The organism is Paenibacillus mesophilus (assembly GCF_005938385.1).
Taxonomy (GTDB): domain Bacteria; phylum Bacillota; class Bacilli; order Paenibacillales; family NBRC-103111; genus Paenibacillus_AB; species Paenibacillus_AB mesophilus.
On sequence record NZ_VCRA01000005.1, the window covers coordinates 433985 to 450348 of the forward strand.

Sequence of the window (16364 nt, forward strand, 5' to 3'; positions counted from 1 at the left end):
GGTTCTGATTATGGGCTCATCCAGCTCCATAAGCCGGATGCAATCAATGCCAGGCCGGCGACAGCCCCGCCGACCGCAATAGCGACGGTTTGTTTGCGGGACATTACGGACACCTCCTTCGGACAACAAAAAACACCGCAAACGACGGTACATCTACCGTTGCTTGCGGTGCTTCCGCATGAATATTCAAATTAATACTGATTATACCATACAATTCCATCTATTCAAGAGCGTGCCGAAAAAAATTTGCCAAGCCATCCGACCCCGAAACGGCCGGCGCCGGAATCGCGAAGCGGTACGAGGGATTGCCCGATCCACGAGTCGAGCGCTTTATGCAGCAATGGCTTTACGTCCGGATGCTGCTGGACGAGCTCGCCCTTCCACGAGGAACGGACGATCTCCTCATAGGATACGTACGGAATAATCGCAGAAGGCTTGATCGGAAACGATGCCAGCCATTCCTTGTTTCCTTTGAACGATACCGATTTGTTGGCGATAAAATGGACTTCCCGGCCCGCTTCGTGCCGTCGCATCAGCGCCTCGGCATACCGGCCCGTCAGAGGCAGCATCCAGCGGGAAGGAGTCGGGTCCGCTACGGCGATAATAACATCCGCTTCATCAAGCAGCTCGGCAATGTCCTGCTCGAGCCAATGGTCGCCTACATCGATTATCGTCACAGGCGCATGAATCCGGTACAACCGTTGTTCCAAGCCGGCGGAAGCCTCCCCTCCGGCATGCCCGGGATGGAGCACGATCCATTCGGTCCGGCCGTCCCGCCACGGGGAACCGCTTTCGTCGGAGCGGGTCGACCAGTAGTCGTAGTTTGGCGGAGCGTTCCTTTCACCATCGAGCAAGCCGAACAATTCGGGACGCAAGCGCGGATGCTCCACTACCGCGTTGGCAATCCCCGCATCACTGAGCACGCCGGCGATCGACACGGCCGTGAACGTCGCACCCGCACCCGCATACAGTCCTCCTACGACGATCCGGATGCGCCGCATCTCATGCAACGTAGCGGGGCTATCGACATTCGATGCACCGATGCGCATTTTCTCCGATTCCAAGCATTGCTCCAGCATCGTTCGGACCTCGGAAGCCGTGTGCGGCCTTCGTTCCGGGATATCGTCAAGCAATCGGGCCACGAGCTCCGATAACAGCCGCTCTCGGGTCCCTCCTTGCAATTCCAGCGATTGCTTGGTAGCCATGTAAGTACTACCTTCGTTAAGCAAATAGTAAAGCGTCGCCCCCAGCGAATATAGATCGGACCTCGTATCGGAGTAGCCGCGCTCGAGCATTTCGGGCGCCGCGAATCCGATCGTCCCGAGCGGGACCGTATCGGCCTGCCTGTCTGCGGAGTGCTTCCTGGCGATTCCAAAATCGATCAGCCGGACATGGTCCCTTGAGTCGATCATAATGTTGGACGGTTTAATATCGCGGAAAATGATCGGGCCGGAATCCATTTCGTGCATATATTGCAGCAGTTCGCAAAGCTGTATGGCATAACGGATCAGAGACTGAACCGGCATCGTCCCGCCATTTCGTTCGAAAAGCTGCTGCAGCGTAACCCCTTCAATGTATTCCATCACCAAATGGCTGAAGCCCTCTTCATCAGGCGGAAAAAAATCGACAACATGCGGCAAATAAGGGTGACTGAGCTTCATAAGCACAGCGGCCTCGCGAGCTGCGGATATCTCGGATATGCCGTACTCGCGGGTCCGCTTGACCGCCCACTTCTTCCCGGGAAGCTTGCTGTCTTCCGCCAAAAAAACGGTGCTCATTCCGCCTTCTCCGAGCGGCCGGATGATCCGGTACCGCCCGCCGAATACAGAGCCGGAAATCCGGACGAGATCGGGCGCCTCATCAAAAAAACGGTCCATCGTTTCCCCCCATTCAACGGGTTTACAGCCCATTATAACGGAAGGAGATGTGCCGTTCCACCATTTTTTCCGCATTATGGAATAAATTCTTTCCGTCTTAGGAACTTTAACGGAATTACCGCCCTTACTGACGACCGGTGCTTGTGGACCGGCAACTCCCAGCCGTCAGAGAGCAGGTGCGTCATTCCGTTAAAGTTCCTTAGTCCGGCAAATATCTTCTCGCTCCCGCATACTCCTTCACGAACAGAGGCGTGTCGATCGAAATGATCTCTATAGAGCTTTCCGTCCTTGGCGAGTGGATCATTTGCCCGTCCCCGGCGTACATCCCGACATGGTGCACTTTCCCCTTGCCGTCGTTATAAGCAAAAAACATCAAATCACCCGGCTGCAGATCGGATCGGCGCACCGGCTTGCCCGATCTCGCCTGATCGGACGCGTCACGCGGAATCCCCAACCCGTGAAACCCGTATATCGCATGCGTAAACCCGGAGCAATCGAAGCCGAACCCGGATACGCCTGCCCACAAATAAGGCAGCTCCAGAAAAAGGCTCGCCGTTTCCACCAATTGCTCTCCCGTCGGCCTGCCGGCTTCTTCGTTCTCGCGAACGGACATTGCGACCGCTTTAAGCAAATACTTCTCTCCGTCACCCGGAGTTTGCACGGCGTAAAAGTCGCCAACGTCTCCAAGTATAGGCAGACGGGTGTTGAAGCTGAGCTCCAGAAACGGCATCGTTCCGGAAGGATCGTGGTACAGAAAAGCCGTTCTTGACTTCACTACAGCCATCGGACATGCTGCGGCCAAGTAGGCTGCGTCGCTCCCGATCAATTGACTCCCGGGCATCCAGCCCGGATAACCTTCGACGTTCCGGGAAGTCGATTGCCCCGGCACGATCACTTTCACCCAGTCGCCTGCACTTTCGATCGTCTTCACCCTTTGCCCGTACAAAGCTTGCGTCTCGAGCTTGCCGACAAGCCACAGCTTATCCGGAATCGTCATATCCGACGTCCATTTCCCCATATCGACGACCGGCGTTAGCGACGCCTCGTCCATGGGGCGATTGCGGCCGGGAGCGCTCCAGAGAGTTGCCACAGCTGCATTAACAACATATTCATTGCCCGGTTCCGCTCCAAACCCGCATACGGCTTCCTTATGTTCCGGCTCCGATTCCGCCATGATCAGCCCGTCTCCTTTCATCTCCGGCATAATCTCCCCGAATATGGCAGCTTCCGCATATTCTTCTACCGGTCTTCCGCATGCGGGCAGCAGCATCACCAGAATAAGTGTGATGAATAGAGCCTTCGCCCCGGTCATGCCGATCCCCCGCTTTTTCTCCCATTGTTGCTCATTTATGCGAATGCGCCGTATTTTATTACTTGCATTGGCGTTTCAAGCATGATGAACGGTCCGCGGTGCCAACGAATGCGCCCACCGGAGCAAATCGACGTTGCCTCCGCTGAGCAGAAGCACAACGTTTCGTCCTTCCAAGCCTAGCGGAAGGTTCATCATCGCCGCCAAGCAGACGGCTCCCGCCCCTTCGGCCAACACTTTCGCTCTCTCCAGCAGCATGACCATGGCGGAGGCGATCTCCTGCTCGGATACAAGCACGAAATCATCCACATACTCCAGCATCAGCTTCAATGGAAGCTCTCCCGGTTTTTTGACGAGCAGTCCGTCAGCAGCCGAGGACGGCTTCTCTACGCGGCTCATCGCCTTATTGTGCCAGGAATCGAAGCCGGAGCTGGCGGTCGCCGGTTGGACGCCGATAACGCGTATATCGGGACGAACCGTTTTGACCGCCATAGCGATACCGGATATTAAACCGCCGCCGCCGACCGGAACGAGAATCGCATCCACATTCGGCAAGTCGTCCAATATTTCGATCCCGATCGTGCCTTGTCCGGCGATAACAAACGGATCATCGAACGCGTGTACGAGCGTGGCCCCATCCGTAACGGCGATCCGATTCGCCTGTTCAAAAGCATCGTCGTAGTTCGTTCCGTGCAATATCACTTTCGAGCCGTACCCTTCCGTCGCCAACAATTTCGCCTCCGGGGCCCCTGTCGGCATGACCACCGTCGATGGAATACCGGCTTGAGCCGCAGCGAGCGCCACACCTTGCGCATGGTTTCCGGCGGAAGCCGTGACTACCCCCGCAGCACGTTCGGCAGCGGACAAAGTGGCGATTTTATTCATCGCGCCGCGCACTTTAAAGGCGCCCGTCTTTTGCATATTTTCCATCTTCAAATACAGCTCGGTGCCCGTCATGCTGCTGAACGTTCGCGAATGGACGAGCGGCGTGCGATGCACTTGACCGTTTAATCTGAATTTCGCTTGCACAATGTCCCGGTAACCTACTTCGTAATCCCCATCGAAACCACCTCATCTTCTTAATGTTCGGAAAAAACAAAAAAAGCCCTCATCCCAAAGGGACGAGAGCGTTCTCGCGGTACCACCCTAATTCCGAATATCGCCATCCCGACTATAACGGAAGACGAAGCTTCGGCGCTTCATTCGGCATACCATCATATGCCGTTCCTTGTAACGGTGGAAATCCGTGTTCCCTACTTGCGTTCGGGTTCCATCTCCGAGGTGATTTTCGAGCGCCTTCTGCACATCGGCTCGCACCAACCGCCGACTCTCTGGGAACAGGGGAAGCGACTACTCTTCCTCTTCATCGAATTTAGCCAATCTGTTTGACGCTTAGTATAGCATAACCCGCGAATCCGAATCAATGGATTTTGCGCAAATAAACGGTAAGCTCGTCGCGGTTATGAAAAAGCTGCTTCGCCTTTTGCAGCTCCATAGTCGGCTGCATCGCCCTGACCGAATCTTTGACCGTCTGAAACGGCTTGCCGTGCATCAGCTTCAACGTAATGATCGCGGTTCCGCCATATCTGAGCGCGTCCAGCAGCGGCAAAATCAGCTTCACCATCTGCTTCGGACTCCAGCTCATATCGCAGACGAGCAAGTCGAACGTATGACTCGGAAATGCTACGTCCCCGGCATTACGCTTCATATGCGTCAGCTTCGGATGACGGAGCAGCTCGGGGTGCAATTCCGCCGGGTCGACTGCGGTAACTTCCGCTCCCCGATCGAGCAGTAGCGACGTCCAACCGCCGGGAGCGGCGCCGATATCGAGCGCTTTCGAATAACGCGTGAAGTCCAAGCCGAACGCATACTCGGCTTCGAGCAGCTTGAACTTGGCGCGGGATGCCTGTCCTTCCTCCTTGCGGAAGCGAACCGCTCCGCCCGGCCAGTCGGACAAATTTTGTTCGGGTGCGGATATGCCGATATATGCGGTACCCGGCGCAATAAAGACGGATACGATCCGTTCCGCATCCTTAACGACGCTAAGTACCCCGAACTGTTCGCTCAATGTTCCGGCAATCGCTTCGCGGAGCTCGACCGGCTCGTAATCGCCGCGGCAGCCTTCGGCTTTCCGAATTTGTACCGCGATCGAACGGCTTGGCGCATTTTGAAACTGCTTCCGGATCGAAGCCGTGACTACGGCGATATCTTCCTTTGTTCCGTCGATGGACACCGCTTCGTCAACTGGATGCATATGCCGCAAAAAAATCGGCTCCCGTTCCGCAATCGTGCGGATAGCCGCCTCGCGCCCGAGCGGAATGCGCATCACGTACGTTTCGGCCGCGATAAGCTCGTCGAACTTCGTACCCGGCGCCAGCAATCTTAGCTCGTCCTGGGCATAAGCCGCGAAGCCGCGGTTGGACGTCACGATGAAACGCGATGTGTCGGCGGTATCGGCTGGTTCGTTCATCGGTGCACCTCAACAGTTAATGACATTAAACAACATGAATCCAAGGACGATCGTTGACCCAATCGATCTCCACCGGCACGTGATACGCATCGCGCAGCAGCTGAGCGGTCAATACTTGCTTTTTCTCCCCTTGCGCCACGATTTTCCCTTGATCCATCAGCGCGATATGGGTAAATACGGGGACGATTTCTTCGATATGATGCGTCACGTACACCATCAGCAGACCCGATTTGCCGAGCGTCTGGATATCATCCAGCAGCAGCTCGCGCTCGTACAGGTCAAGTCCCGAGCATGGCTCGTCCAAGATCAAGACGGACGGATCGGTCATCAAGGCGCGCGCCAGCATGATTTTTTTCCGTTCGCCCTGCGAAAGCGTGCCGAGCGGCTGTTCGGCCAAATGAGGGAGCCGGACCTGCTCCAGCTTCTCGATCGCCTTCCGTTTCACTTCGTCGGGAATGTCTTGGTAGAAGCGCAAAAAACCGTATTCGCCGGTCGCGACTACTTCCCAGACAGGATCGCGCATCGTCAGCTTCTCCATCAGCGATTGGCTGATATAGCCGATTTTGTTGCGCACCATCCGCAAGTCGATTTCGCCGTAAGGTTGACCGAGCACTCTCACTTTGCCCGAGCTCGGAAATTGATAGCCCGTAATCAGCTCCAGTACGGTCGTTTTGCCCGAACCGTTCTTCCCTAGAACGACCCAGTTCTCGCCCTGCTGCATATGCATATTCACATCGTTCAATATTGTCCGTTCGCCGCGAATAAAATGAATATTTTCCAACCGGATCATGATTCGTTCCCCTTCCCCGTCTGCGCCTTACTAAACCTTTACTATTGTAGCTCAGGTCCGTGCCCCTTTTCCACCTCGAAATTTCCTGCGGCGATCCGGCGAATCACCTGTTCCGGCATCGGATAATTGTAGAGTCGCACATGTTCCGGTTTATTCGCATAAAGCGATTGGAACATTTGCATTTTTCCCGCCGCGCTGGACGTATGCAAATAAATGACGGACGGATAAATCCGCTCCGACACGATAAACCGGACGACCTCCATGCCGTTAGGCATATTCCAGCCCAGATCGTAATCGAGCGAAAGCACGCGTACCTCGCATTCTCTCAGCAGCACGATGCATTCGGCGGCGTCTTTGGCCAGAACGAAGCCTTTCGGACAAGGCCTCGCATCGTCCATGTACAAGTCGATCATCGTTTCCCCTCTCCCGTTAATCGATGCAATTCGATAATTTCCTGCGCGTGCCCGTACCCGGCCGCCACCGGCGTCTCCAGCACGGCGGGAATGTTCCGGACATAGCGCGAAGCCAGAAAACGCCGAAACGGCTCTTCCCCAATTTCCCCTTTGCCGATGTTGGCGTGGCGGTCTTTGTACGACTTGTGAGGATAGACGGAATCGTTCAAATGAATCGCTTTCAAATGTTCGAAGTAACCGAGCGACTCGCCTTTCTTCTGCACTTCTTCCCAGTCCGCGCCATTCCATAGTCCGCTCGCATAAGCATGGCACGTATCGAAGCAAAATCCGACCGACTGCGGTTTCACGCACAAATTGCGCACGCCGACCAGCTCTTCGAACGTCATGCCCATCCGCGCATGTTCCCCGGACTGGTTCTCGATAAGCAGCAGTGCCGAACCGCTCCAACGGCTCAACACTTCATTCAAAGTGCCAACGATGTTTTTGTAGCCGTCGAGAGGGTCGCCGCCCTTATAAATTCCGAAATGTACCACGACTCCTACCGATCCGCATGCATCCGCTATGTCAAGATCGTTCAGCAGCGACATGACGACGATATGACGGCGATCCCCCGCATCCACGGCCAAATTGGTCGGGTACGGCGTATGAGCGATCGATTTAAGGCCATGCTCCCTGCAATAGGCGGCACACGCTTCCGCGTCGCGGCGGTCCATCGTCTTGATGGCGAGACTTCGCGGATTTTTCGGAAAATATTGAAACGATCGCCCGCCCAAGCTCCGTGCTATTTTCGCAGCTTCCAGAAAACCGTTGCGTATACTTACGTGAGCGCCGAAATACAAGCGTCTCCCTCCTTCGTCAGCGTTGACAGCGTGTGCAATAAAACACCTTCCGCGACGCAAGCTCGTCCTGGACTATAGGAGTGCCGCAGCGAACGCAAGGTTCCCCGCCCCTGTCGTACACGACGCACCGGCTGTCGAATCCTCCTGTCAGCGCATCTCCCGGAAACAACGGGTTTTCCATATAACCGCCGAAGCGGATCGCTTCGTTCAATACTTTATGCATCGACCGGTGCAGCGCGGCGAAATCTTCATCCGACATCATCCCTATAGCCCGATTAGGCAATATCCCCGCATCGAAGCACATTTCGTCGGAATAGCAATTGCCGATTCCCGCGATCGTCTTCTGATCGGTAAGGGTCGGCTTCAGCACGGATCTTTTCCTGCGCAGCAGTCGTGACAGCCTTTCGACTGTAAAATCGTATTCCAACGGCTCCGGACCGAGTCCGGACATTTTCCGCTCCGCCTCCGCGCGATCCAGCAGATGTAAGTAACCGAGGCGGAGCCCGATAAAATATAAACTTCGTTCGCCGAACGATAGAACGACCTGTGCGGTTCGATCCGGCTTCTCGCGATCGGTACCGTAAAACATCCACCCGCCCAGCATCAAGTGCAGCAGCAATATATCGCCGCTGTCCAAATGAAACAGCAAATGTTTGGCCCGTCTCGTAATGTTTGCGATCGCCCGGCCCTCCACCCTTCTCTTAAAAGCTTCGACCGGCACATTAATAGATTTTTCGCGCTCAATCTCGACCGCCGTAACCGGCCGATGCACGATTCTTTGGACTAGCAGCGTTCTGTACGTTTCCATCTCGGGAAGTTCCGGCATATCATTACCTTCTTCATGGCGTTAATGTAAAGTTCCTGACTCTATCAGTTTGCCCTTGCCGGTAATGGTTTCATACCTAAAATCCCAATAGGCCCCTCCTCACCGAAGCCCCAAACGCACGAGCAGCTCGGCCAAATTCGCGCATACAAGGTCCGGTACGACTTCCGCACGCGCAAGCAAATCCTCGAAGTTATCCGGCGTCGCGATACCGGTCAATAGAAGTGCGGTTCTTAAGCCAGCCGCTTTCCCCGCCCCTATATCCGTTGCGGGATTATCGCCTACCGCCCATACCTCGGCTGCCGTCCCGAGCCTTTCGAGCGCGTACTCCATAATGGGGCTAAACGGTTTCCCGATCACGGCAGGTTTCATTTGGAGAGCCCCCTGGATCGCAGCCGAAATCGCGCCGGCTCCCGGAACAAGCCGCCCATCAGCAGGCAGCAGACGGTCGGGATTCGTCAGCACGTATTCGGCCCCTTCTGAGATGAATTGTACGGCAGCTTCCAGCTTCCTGTATGAAAACTCGCGATCGATGCCTTGAACGACGAAGTCGGGCCGATCTTCCACTAGCTCCATACCCGCCTCCCGCAGCGCCGTCTTCAAACCTTCTTCGCCGATCGCGTATACGCGCCGTCCACGCTCGCTTCCTGCTACATAGCGGGCCGCAGCCTGCGAGGAAGTTACGATTTCATCCGCATCCGCGGCAATCCCCATATGACGCAAATGTTCGGCTACCGCTTCGGGAGTGCGGGACGAATTATTCGTCACAAACAAAAACGGGAGCGACAGCTCCCTGATTGTCCCGACAAATGCAGCCGCATGCGGAATCGTCGAATGTCCGGCATACATCGTTCCGTCCAAATCGATCAAAAAAGCGTATCGATGTTCGGTAAGGTTCATAACGTTTCTGTCCTCCGCTCGGATCTTTCGCCGGATCGTATATCTTCACCGGAGAAAGTCAAGGTTTGCTGCCATATACCGGCCGTCCATTCGGAACCGTAACGTTTGCCGCCCTTATTGGCAGCACCCGCTACCGGCTTGCGCATGTCCTTCCGTTTTCGTGCGGAATCGCGTTTTGCTTTCAGCCGTTCGACCCTTTTACGGATCGCCTCGAGCTCCTCCGCGCCGCTCCCTTCCTTGCGGGCAGCCGAGATTCTGCCGCGGGCTTTCTCGAACGCCTGCTCCGCATACAACAGCGCACGGTCGTAATCTTTCTGCTGATGCTCGTAATACATGGCCAGCTCCACGTAAGGCGTAAGCGGAGCGATCCTGGATCGCCGCTTGCGCTCTATAGCCCGCTCCCATAACGATATCGCCGGGCCGAATCGTCCTTGACCCTTGTAAAATTCGGCTGCCGGAAGCAGGTAGTCGGCCGCTTGCTCCGATTCAAGGCCGAGCAGCTCCCGGAACACTTCGTCCGCTTCTTCGGCACGGCCCAGCTTGTCGAGCCATAGCGCCAGCCGGAACAGCTCCTCGGGCTCCATCCGTTCGCGGGGTACGGTCCCGGTCATTAGACGCGTGAGATGTATCGCCAAGCAGGCGAGCGTCAGCACGTCCTTCTCATTGTGCTCGAATACGCCCGCAACGAGCGTCGGATCGTTCTCCGCCAAATACTGAAAATATAGGGCGGGCGCAAGCGAGCCCGGTACGTCGTCGATCCGGCTTAAGCCGAGCCGTTCCCGCTCGACGGAGCTCAGACGGCACGAAGGCAGCGTATTGCGCCATAGGCTGCGGGACGGGTAAAGAAAGTCGAAATGGACCGGATCGGTCGCTCCGTCCTTCTGCCTGTTCAAGATGTACCTGTTCTTCAGGACCGGCCAATCGAAGCATTTGCCGTTATACGATACGAGCATATCGCGGTCCGTCAGACGTTCCCGCAAATGATGCAGCATAGCGGCTTCTTCAGCCGGGTTGCGGATGAACAGCTGTTCCACGACAAAGGCGTCCGGGTCGTAAAAGCCGATCCCGACCATGAACGCCACATTCCCCGCTCCTACGCCGAGCCCGGTCGTCTCCGTGTCGAGAAACAACAACCGTTCATGGCTGACGGGCGGCAATGCTAGTGGATCCGCAGTTTGATTCTCCGCCGCAAACGAGCCATTTCGGCCTCTCCCGCTCCCTTTACGGCTTCCCCGCTTCTTCGCGACCGCACCCAATGCCGACAAGGGCCCCGCTTCGCCGCACAGCTCGCCCAGGCGGTATTTGCCGTGCATATGATCGAACGGGTAGCGAAGACGACGAATGATGAACTGGCCCCAATCGTTATGATGCATTTTGGCGCCGAGCCGTTCCCAGGACGCGCCGAGCGTCTCGGACACGAGTACGGCAGTCGATGCAGAATCGACGGCAGTGTCCGCCGTCTTCTTTAACCGTCCAAGCCGTTCCTTCAGCGAGCTCATCCGTCGGCCCCTCCTTTCATCGCGGCAAGCAGCTTGACGGCAAGCGATTTACCGGTCAAACCGACCTCTTCGATCGGGCCGACGCATGCGGGACATCCGCTCAAGCATCCGCACCCCGTAATATGCTTTGCCGCTTCGTCGATCAATAGAGCGTGCACGTCATATAGTCGTTCGCTTAAGCCGACTCCTCCCGGATAACGGTCGTAGAAAAAGATCGTCGGCATTTTATCATGAACGGAGCGGACCTGCGGGACGACGCGAATATCAAGCGGATCGCACATCAGATAGAGCGGCGCCAAATGAACCATCACGTTGGCCAAGCCGAGCAGCGCATATTGCAAATCGTTAGCGCTCAAGCCGCCGGTCGCTTCCTCGCCGAAAGTGATCCAATACGAGCTCGTATGCATCTCTTCCTCGGGCAGATGTATCGGGCCGGACCCGATATTCTCATGCGTACGCAAACGGATTTTTTTGAATATCGTAGCCTTCGCGTTAAGCGTAACTTCGCCGAACCGGCGTTCGCACAGTCCCGCCGCCTCTTCCTTGTGGGTTTGCAGCACTTTCAGTTGTACCGCCAAATTGGCGTCCGTATAGTAATCGACGTCGACCTCGCGGACGTACGCCTTCTTCTCCTCGTAGTCGAGCTTCTCCACTTGATACTGGACGCCTTCATGGATATAGATCGCTTCCTCGTGCACGAGCGTCGGCGCGCTGAACCGGTCGACCTCGCCGATGACGCGACTGCCGTTCGACATATCGATAATAATAATATTTTCTTGAGCGGCCGAGCGAAGAGAAATATCGTGGGCGGGAAACGACTGCTCCATCCAGTACCAGCGGCCTTTGACGCGGTGCACGATTTTTTCTTCGGCCAGAAACTCGAGCAATTCCGTTAAGGGCTCGTCGCCGAACTTTTCGTTTTCCTCGAAAGGCAGCTCGTAAGCCGCGCACTTGACATGGTCGAGCAAGATGATCAAATTGTCAGGCTGGATGAGAGCGCGTTCCGGCGACCGTTCGAAAAAATAGTCCGGATTCTCGATCATGAACTGGTCCAGCGGATTGCTGCTCGCAACCATGAACGTAATCGAGCTCTCCTGCCTGCGCCCCGCTCTCCCCGACTGCTGCCAAGCGCTTGCTACCGTTCCCGGATATCCGTTCATGACGCATGCCTGCAGCTGTCCGATGTCGATGCCGAGCTCCAGCGCATTCGTGCTGACGACGCCGCGTATTTCCCCGGAACGCAATCCGCGCTCGATCTCCCTCCGCTGCTGCGGCAAATAACCGCCCCTGTACCCGCGTATCGACTTCGTCCCGAGCTCGTGCCGGACAAGCTCCTGCAAATAGGTGAGCAGCAGCTCGACCCTGACGCGGCTGCGGGCGAAGACGATCGTCTGGATATCGTTTTTCAGCAAAAAAGCGGCGAGCTTCTGCGATTCCAGCACGCTGCTCCGGCGTATGCCGAGCTGCTTGTTCACGACAGGCGGATTGTAGAAGACGAAGTGCTTCTCCCCGGACGGTGCGCCGTTGCGATTCACGAGCGTTACCGGTTCGCCGACGAGCCGTTCCGCATGCTCCCCCGGGTTATCGATCGTTGCCGATGCGCAGATGAACTGCGGTGCGGAGCCGTAAAACCGGCAAATCCGCTTCAACCGCCGAATCACGTTGGCGACATGGCTCCCGAAAACGCCGCGATAGCTGTGCAGCTCGTCGATGACGATGAATTTGATGTTCTCGAACAGCTTGACCCATTTCGTATGATGAGGCAAAATAGCCGAATGGAGCATATCCGGGTTCGTTACGACAATATGCCCGGCATTACGGATCGCCTGCCGTACCGTCGGAGGCGTGTCGCCGTCGTATGTATGCGTCTTGATATCGGCGCCGAGCAGATCGACGATTCCGTGAAGCTCCGCGACCTGATCCTGGGCCAGCGCCTTTGTCGGAAATAAATAAAGAGCCCGCGAGCTGTCATCCTTCAATATGCGATTCAGCACGGGCAAGTTGTAGCACATCGTCTTCCCCGACGCGGTGGGCGTTACCGCAACGACACTCCGCCCCTCCTCGGCCGCACGAAACGATTCGGCTTGGTGCGTGTATAGACGCGTGATCCCTTTCCGGACAAGCGCTTCCCGCAAGCCGGAATCGATCGTTTCCGGAAAATCGGCATAGCTCGCCGGTCTCGGAGCGATCGTCCGCCAATGGGTAACTTGACTCATCAGTTCTGGGGTGTTTTTGATCGTCTCGATCATTTCTTCGATGGAGGATACTTTTCCAGTGAGCCGGTTCATTCCGCTTTCCCCTCGCCGTCATGTTCGAATCCCGTTCGGTAGGTTCCGTCACTCCAATTGTACAGAATATACGTTCGCATGACAATAACAAAAACCGCCCCGATAAGCAGGCGGCTGATTCGAATCTTTACGGTCAGGCTCGAATGGCGTTTAAATGAAATGGACGAATGCGTCACATTTGCATGCATTGTGTCGTATTGAATAGAATATTCCGACTATTCCGAAACTTTTCGCTCGTCTCGTGTCAATTCCTGCGCTTTCCCGGAAAATATTATATTTCCGCGGCATCGTCATAATCGTACCGAAAGCCGTCCCGGTCGATCCCATGAGCGCTTGAGGACCTATCCTTCGGCTCGCTGGACAGCTTCGCCAGCACCTCGCGGTAGCTGTACGAAGCCTGTTTGCTTCCATCATGCTTCAATGCGACTCTCAGCGCCTGTTTGATGACGGCGAAGTCCTGATTATTCAGCTGCATCCCGGCTCCCCCTTTCCATAGTCCAAGCTCCACCAATTAGTTTGTCCCGGAAATCCGGAAACATTCAGAATTGCAGTCCGTGTATAATCAAAGCCGGGATCTCTAAAAGTTGCAAAGTTACTCATCGGGTATAATATAATCGATTGGGAATGGATCATTTCAAACTCTGGGAGGAAAATGCCGTTATGAGCAAAATACAATCCGAAACGATCTCCAATTATCGTCAAGCCGAATACGATATCGATACCACTTATGTCCGCCGCTGGTCCCCCCGTTCTTTTGCCGCTCAGGAAGTGGAGGAAAGCGTGCTGCTAAGCTTGTTCGAAGCGGCCAGATGGGCCCCTTCGGCCAACAACGAGCAGCCTTGGCAATACATAGTGGCTCGTACGGAACAAGAAAAGACGGTGTTCCTCTCGTTTATTAATGAAGGGAACCGGTTATGGTGCGATAAAGCCCCCATTCTCGTTCTTGCGTTGTCGAATCGGATCAATTCAAGAGGAAATCCAAACCGCAGTCATGCGTTCGACACCGGGACCGCTTGGGGATTTCTTGCTCTCGAAGCAGCCCGGAAAGGACTCGTATCGCATGCGATGGGCGGATTCGATGCGAATAAAGCCCTGGAAATGCTCGGCATTCCCGAAGATTTCGACGCACATGCCGTCATTGCCATCGGTTATCAGGGCGAAGCGGAGGCGCTGCCGCCGAATTTGCAGGAACGGGAAAAGCCTTCCAACCGCAGACCTATCGGACAAACGCTTCATATGGGCTCCTTCGGAAACCGGTTGCTTTGACCCGGCCGGTACGTCCGCTGTTTTCATCTTGCGCAAATTGGTGTAAAATAAGAGGAATCTACGAACAATTCCGATTGTTCAGCGTGAGGTGAGAGACGTTGCTGGAGAACCTGTACAAACAAATCGTCATGGATCATTATAAAAATCCCCGCAACAAAGGCAAGCTGGAAGGGGAAGGCTCGATCCAGTTCCCATATAAAAATCCGACCTGCGGCGATGTTATGGTGCTTTACATGACGGTAGACGAAAACCAGAAAATTAAGGACGTTAAATTTGAGGGTGAAGGCTGCTCGATCAGTATGGCTTCCTGCTCGATGATGACCGACCTCGTCAAGGGCAAATCGTTCGAAGAAGCCGAAAGGCTGATCGGACTATTCAACGATATGATCAAGAACGGCGAGCTGCCCGAGGACGAGGAGGAGCTTGGCGACGCTCTGGCCCTTTCCGGCATCCATAAGCTTAGAGCCCGCCACAATTGCTCTCTGCTCGGCTGGAATGGCTTGGATCGCGCCATGAAGCAGCACTCTCATTAATCATCCCGTCTTACACAGGCTCCCTGCATGTCAGGGAGTCTTTTTTGCGAACTGATTCCTCGATATTTATTAATGACGTTAACTATCACCGACAAACAAAGCCCGCCGTCAAGACAGGCAGGCTTCGAAACCCAACTTCGTTTACGGTTAATGCAAGATCCAGTAAAGCGGAATAGATAACAAAGAGGTCACGATCCCGGTCAAGCCCATCGCCAGTCCGCCTGCGCTTCCTTGCAGCTCGGACTCCCGGATGATCCGCGCAGTTCCGATTCCATGCGACGCCGTGCCGATGGCGACTCCGATCGCCACGTCGTCCCGGACACGGACGGCACGCAAAAAAGCAGGTCCGAACATACTCCCGACAAGCCCGGTCAAAACCGTCAGAACGGCGCCTAGCTCCGGGACTCCCCCAAGCAGTCTCACGATCTCGATCGAGATCGGCGAGCTCGTCGATTTCGGCAGCGCCGTAATCCACAGCTCCTTCGACCCGCCTGCGATCCAGATGAAAAAAGCGCTGCTCGTCATTCCGCATAAGCTGCCGGCCAGTACCCCCGCAATGATGGCGCGAAGCTGTCTTTTGAGCCTCACGGCCTGCTTGTACATCGGCACGCCTAACGCAACCGTTGCCGGACCGAGGCAAAAAATAAGCAAATCGCCGCCGATCCGGTAGGATTCGTATGAAATGCCGCTTGCGAGCAGAAATACGATTAACGAAGCCGAGCATACAAACAACGGATGAAGCCACCGTATGCGGGCGTGTAGACGGAGGGCGACAACGTATGCCGCTACCGTAACGGTAACGCCGAACAAAGGATCATTCCACCAATTGTTTCCGTTCATCCTCGGAGCCTCCCTTCCCAGACAGCGCCCCGGTTACTTTAGCCGTAACGAGCAATACGAGCAGGGTGCCGATTATGAGACTCAAACCGATACCTAATGCATTGCTGCCGATAACCGGAAAGAATACGATCGTCCCGACGATGAACGGAGCGAAAAACAACATCAAGTGCCGAAGCAAAAACTGCGCGCTCTCCTCCACCCATTCAAGCTTCACCCATCCGGCAAACAGCGATATGACAAACAGAATAAGTCCGATTACATTAGCCGGAAGCGGGACATGAAGACCTTCGCGAACAAGCAGGCCCGCGAAGTGGAAGGCAAGCAATATGGACAACCCTCGCACCGGATTTCCCCTTTCACAACATTTTACTTTTTAATCGACATGGAAAAGTATATCATAGATAGTGTCAGGAACTTTAACGGAATTATCGCCCTAACTGGCGACCGGGGCTTTGTTGACCGGCAAGTCCCGGTCGTCAGAGAGCGGGTACGTTATTCCGTTAAAGTTCCTAAGACA

The 16364-nt window shown here is 55.3% G+C and carries 16 protein-coding genes and 1 other annotated feature; of the genes, 2 read left to right on the top strand and 14 right to left on the bottom strand.

All coding sequences use genetic code 11. The features are described from left to right. Positions 1-224: 224 nt before the first annotated feature. From FE783_RS11980 to FE783_RS12035, 12 genes are all read right to left on the bottom strand, one after another. A complete protein-coding gene (locus FE783_RS11980) occupies positions 225-1877 on the bottom strand; it encodes a serine/threonine protein kinase (protein ID WP_158301757.1) in 1653 nt (550 codons plus the stop codon). Positions 1878-2076: 199 nt separating this feature from the next. Continuing rightward, positions 2077-3189 carry a C40 family peptidase gene (locus FE783_RS11985; protein WP_138879579.1) on the bottom strand — a complete coding sequence of 371 codons (1113 nt, stop codon included), beginning with the start codon at positions 3187-3189 and terminating at the stop codon, positions 2077-2079. Between the two features lie 75 nt (positions 3190-3264). Then, complete coding sequence (ilvA, locus tag FE783_RS11990; protein ID WP_158301758.1) at positions 3265-4215, bottom strand: threonine ammonia-lyase; 951 nt, start codon at positions 4213-4215, stop codon at positions 3265-3267. Between the two features lie 85 nt (positions 4216-4300). Next, positions 4301-4562 (bottom strand) — a binding site (T-box leader). Positions 4563-4606: 44 nt separating this feature from the next. Continuing rightward, positions 4607-5656, bottom strand: coding sequence for an SAM-dependent methyltransferase (locus tag FE783_RS11995; protein ID WP_138879581.1), 1050 nt, complete (start codon positions 5654-5656; stop codon positions 4607-4609). Positions 5657-5681: 25 nt separating this feature from the next. After that, positions 5682-6446, bottom strand: a complete 765-nt coding sequence (locus FE783_RS12000) for an ABC transporter ATP-binding protein (protein WP_138879582.1) — start codon at positions 6444-6446, stop codon at positions 5682-5684. Between the two features lie 41 nt (positions 6447-6487). Next, complete coding sequence (locus FE783_RS12005; RefSeq protein ID WP_138879583.1) at positions 6488-6859, bottom strand: cyclic-phosphate processing receiver domain-containing protein; 372 nt, start codon at positions 6857-6859, stop codon at positions 6488-6490. Next, positions 6856-7698, bottom strand: a complete 843-nt coding sequence (locus tag FE783_RS12010) for a deoxyribonuclease IV (protein ID WP_138879584.1) — start codon at positions 7696-7698, stop codon at positions 6856-6858. Before FE783_RS12010 ends, FE783_RS12005 begins: the two co-directional genes overlap by 4 nt. Positions 7699-7714: 16 nt before the next feature. Further along, positions 7715-8524 (bottom strand): Fpg/Nei family DNA glycosylase, encoded by an 810-nt coding sequence (locus tag FE783_RS12015; protein ID WP_138879585.1) that lies wholly within the window; start codon positions 8522-8524, stop codon positions 7715-7717. A gap of 99 nt (positions 8525-8623) precedes the next feature. Continuing rightward, positions 8624-9421: an HAD-IIA family hydrolase gene (locus FE783_RS12020; protein WP_138879586.1), complete on the bottom strand. Its 798-nt coding sequence runs from the start codon at positions 9419-9421 to the stop codon at positions 8624-8626. Continuing rightward, positions 9418-10920, bottom strand: coding sequence for a ribonuclease H-like domain-containing protein (locus FE783_RS12025; RefSeq protein ID WP_138879587.1), 1503 nt, complete (start codon positions 10918-10920; stop codon positions 9418-9420). Before FE783_RS12025 ends, FE783_RS12020 begins: the two co-directional genes overlap by 4 nt. Beyond that, entirely contained in the window at positions 10917-13208 is a 2292-nt protein-coding gene (locus tag FE783_RS12030) for a DEAD/DEAH box helicase (protein ID WP_138879588.1), read from the bottom strand. Before FE783_RS12030 ends, FE783_RS12025 begins: the two co-directional genes overlap by 4 nt. Positions 13209-13479: 271 nt before the next feature. Continuing rightward, positions 13480-13683, bottom strand: a complete 204-nt coding sequence (locus tag FE783_RS12035; RefSeq protein ID WP_138879589.1) for a hypothetical protein — start codon at positions 13681-13683, stop codon at positions 13480-13482. A gap of 185 nt (positions 13684-13868) precedes the next feature. On the opposite strand from FE783_RS12035, the gene FE783_RS12040 reads away from it, so the two are divergent. Together FE783_RS12040 and sufU are read left to right on the top strand one after the other, a co-directional pair. Further along, entirely contained in the window at positions 13869-14474 is a 606-nt protein-coding gene (locus tag FE783_RS12040) for a nitroreductase family protein (protein ID WP_138879590.1), read from the top strand. Positions 14475-14572: 98 nt separating this feature from the next. Next, positions 14573-15007, top strand: a complete 435-nt coding sequence (gene sufU, locus FE783_RS12045) for a Fe-S cluster assembly sulfur transfer protein SufU (protein WP_138879591.1) — start codon at positions 14573-14575, stop codon at positions 15005-15007. A gap of 147 nt (positions 15008-15154) precedes the next feature. Here sufU and FE783_RS12050 read toward each other — a convergent pair whose 3' ends face one another. Further along, on the bottom strand, positions 15155-15847 hold the full coding sequence (locus FE783_RS12050) for an LrgB family protein (protein WP_138879592.1): 693 nt from the start codon (positions 15845-15847) through the stop codon (positions 15155-15157). Continuing rightward, complete coding sequence (locus FE783_RS12055) at positions 15822-16190, bottom strand: CidA/LrgA family protein (protein ID WP_138879593.1); 369 nt, start codon at positions 16188-16190, stop codon at positions 15822-15824. The genes FE783_RS12050 and FE783_RS12055 overlap by 26 nt, the downstream gene beginning before the upstream one ends. Positions 16191-16364 lie beyond the last annotated feature (174 nt).